Genomic DNA, 3147 nt, shown 5'->3' with positions numbered 1-3147 from the left:
CAAAGACTCGACAGTTTCCGTTTCCGAGGCCGGCAATTCCGTCAATAAATGCTTGATCGCCTCCCTGGAACTCTTACCGGTTAACACTTCCAGCAATTCTGACCCCACCCGGCGATCGGGGTCTTTTTTCCAAGTCACCAAGAGACTTTCTAACAAAGCATCGCGATAACTCTGCAAACGTAACCAATCCTCGCGACTATACTGCTTGTCCGGATCGAGAAGTTCGGCCGATTCCACACCCAACTCTGTTAGAATTGCCTGATGTTCTGCCTCGGTAATCGTCAACTCTAAGCGCATTTGTTCTAGGATTTCGAGGCTGTGGCCGAAGTCAGTATATCCCTCCTCCAAAGCCTCTTTTAACACGGCTTTATAGGCTTTTAAACACTTCTGGTGGGTGAAATCCGGCAGTATCTTGGCCAACACATACACCTCATCTGCGTCCAAAGTTTCCAGCGATCGCCCATCGAGATATTTAGCCGTATCGAGACCCAGTTTACCCAACTGTTTACGCAATCTTCCCGCTAGTCCTTCCCGTTGGTAACGACTCGGATCCCTTATCCAAGTGCGATATAACCATAAACTACTCAAAACAGCCGCTAAAATACTAGCGAAATAATGCCAAAATTTTGGCAAAAGATTAATAAAAGGACGACCACCGAAAATAAAGAAGAAATTGAAAATCAGAAAAGTTCCGACAGTAAAGACTCGATGACGGATAATTTCCGTAGTTAAAGGCGACTTTTTACGGATTCTATAGACTTTATAGGCATTTTCAACTTTTTTACCGAGAAAGTAACCCAAAAAAGTGCAGATTGCCAAAGTTAAGGGAACAGCTACCAACCTCGGAATCGCAATTGCCTGACCAGCAAGATAAAAACCCGGTTTAAAGAGGGATTCTAGTTGATTTTCGTCGTGCGCCCAAGCTCCAGAGAAATAATAGTCCCAATTGCCAGCATAAAGGTAATAATAGATAAAATAGCCAAAAACTAAGCCAAAATAACCGTAATAAAGCCATTGGCGATCGCTGTTATTAATCCCATCCCAATAGGATCTTTCCGCATCGATATCGATACAGGGACTCTGACAGGCAACACAGGCACTTTGTTCGCTACCATCTTCATGGACAATACGACACATGGATTGAGTAATCCCACCGCGACTGTCTTCGTGAGCGGTACTATTTAGTAAACCCCTCGGTTCACCGTAAATCCTTTGAACCGGACTCATGGGACAGAAATAGTTACACCAAGATTTGCCCCCATACCAATAACCCACAAAGATCGCCGCTAGAATAGTAAAGGTTAAAAAGCTACCCAAGAATAAGCGATCGGAATTATAAAAGAGAATCCGTCCGCATAAACCCAAAAATAACAGACTGAATTGTAGATAGAGATAATTCCGAGCTAACCAAGAGTTTTTCGGCACTTTATAGATTTCAGAGCGGACTTTTCCCGATTTATCGGTCTGTTTTTTCTGACGCTGTTTACCCAAAGCACGCGGTATTTGAGAAAGAAAGGATAAAGGACAGATACGCCGCCAGAGTTCGTGACCTAATACTAATAGGATAAAAACACCACTAGGAACCACTATTCCCCAAAAAATCGGCGCACCTAACTGATAGGAGGATTGGGGTAGGCAAACTCCCTGGACTTTAATGCACAGATCGGGATCCACTCTCAGGGGACTAGAAAGATTGTTAGTATCGGTTAATTTTGCCGAAATCGGGTCAAAAAATAGAGAAAATATCAGAATTAACCAAGCGATGGTCACAACCCATCGCAAATAGTGCATTGAGCGTTCGGGAATTTGTGCAAACATATATATACATCTGAGTCAAGTCGTTTTGCTAAATTAATATCCAAGTTTCCAATCGATCATTCGGGAATTTTTGTAAACATCCCAGTGGGTGAAAATGCAGTGGACTAATAACACCAGGCAACAAAGTCAGGCCCCCTCGCGTCCATGATGGTACTAGCACGAGTTTCGATCTCGTCAGCAATGGGACTAATCTTACTTTTTCTACCCCCCGAGGAAATTCCCCTTCCAGCAGCAGAATGCGGCCTTGACAAATTAACAGTGATCTGGTTGGGAAAATTGTCTTAAAATATTATCTACGCTGCTACTATCACTAAACTAGAACATTAAAGAGCGCATTAGCTTAATCCTTCTCAAAAGTTAAAATTCTATGGCTGAAAGCTTGAACCATAAATCCGAAAAACCCTCTCCTCCTCCCGTCCCCCAAGAAAACCCTTGGCTAGAAGCAGTTAAAACCATTGTCACGGCTGGAATTTTGGCTTTTGGTATCCGCACTTTTGTGGCCGAGGCCCGTTATATTCCCTCTTCTTCCATGGAACCCACTCTCCAGATTAATGATCGCCTCATTATCGAGAAAGTTAGCTATCATTTTCAGAAGCCAGAACGGGGTGATATAGTGGTTTTTAGTCCGACAGCCGCTCTCAAAGCTCAAAATTTTCAGGATGCTTTTATTAAACGGGTGATTGGACTGCCGGGGGATAAGGTGGAAGTCAAAAACGGTCTAGTTTACGTCAACGGTAAAGTTTTAGCGGAAAAGTATATCGCCGAAGAACCTAATTATGCTTACGGACCGGTGACAGTTCCCCCCGATCAATATCTGGTTTTGGGCGATAATCGCAATAATAGTTATGATTCCCACGCTTGGGGCTTCGTTCCCCGGGAAAACTTAATCGGTCGCGCCGTGGTGCGTTTTTGGCCCTTTAATCGTCTGGGAGGACTTGACAACCCCGACGCTGCCACAAATCAGAATTAATGTCAAGAAAATAAATATAAAAATTCCCCCTAAAACTAGGGGGATTTGGCCATCTATTTAGGGTCTGCTGAAAAAGTTTTTCCTAGGGGCAGGGTGTAGGGTGTAGGGTGTGGGGTGTGGGGTTTTACCGATTTTGAGGGGGGCAATTACCTAATTTTCAGGGAAAAAGTAGCTGAATTTCCCCCTGATCACTCCCATATCTGGTACTTTTGGATTTCAAAAAAGGCTAAAAGTCTTATCCAGCAAGGTTTTTAGATTTATTCAGCAGACCCTAATTAAACATATTACTTACGGAATTGTCCTCATGAATGCGCCATATGGCCTCACCCAGAATCGGGGCAACCGGCAAGACTTTCAGT

The 3147-nt window shown here is 43.7% G+C and carries 2 protein-coding genes; one reads left to right on the top strand and one right to left on the bottom strand.

Annotated features, from left to right (window positions below):
- A partial coding sequence (locus PX484_RS15685) for a 4Fe-4S binding protein (protein ID WP_288104636.1) occupies window positions 1-1818 on the bottom strand: 1818 nt, incomplete at its 3' end.
- A gap of 367 nt (window positions 1819-2185) precedes the next feature.
- Between PX484_RS15685 and lepB the strand changes: the two genes are divergently transcribed.
- Complete coding sequence (gene lepB / locus PX484_RS15680) at window positions 2186-2788, top strand: signal peptidase I (RefSeq protein WP_002801196.1); 603 nt, start codon at window positions 2186-2188, stop codon at window positions 2786-2788.
- The last annotated feature ends 359 nt before the right edge of the window (window positions 2789-3147 follow it).

The organism is Microcystis sp. M49636_WE2, from assembly GCF_030065375.1.
Classification (GTDB): domain Bacteria; phylum Cyanobacteriota; class Cyanobacteriia; order Cyanobacteriales; family Microcystaceae; genus Microcystis; species Microcystis aeruginosa_C.
This window is presented reverse-complemented; position numbering and strand designations above follow the sequence as displayed.

Excerpts from the sequence above, each read along its gene's own strand:
- lepB (WP_002801196.1), top strand. The coding sequence starts at position 2,186 with ATGGCTGAAAGCTTGAACCATAAATCCGAAAAACCCTCTCCTCCTCCC.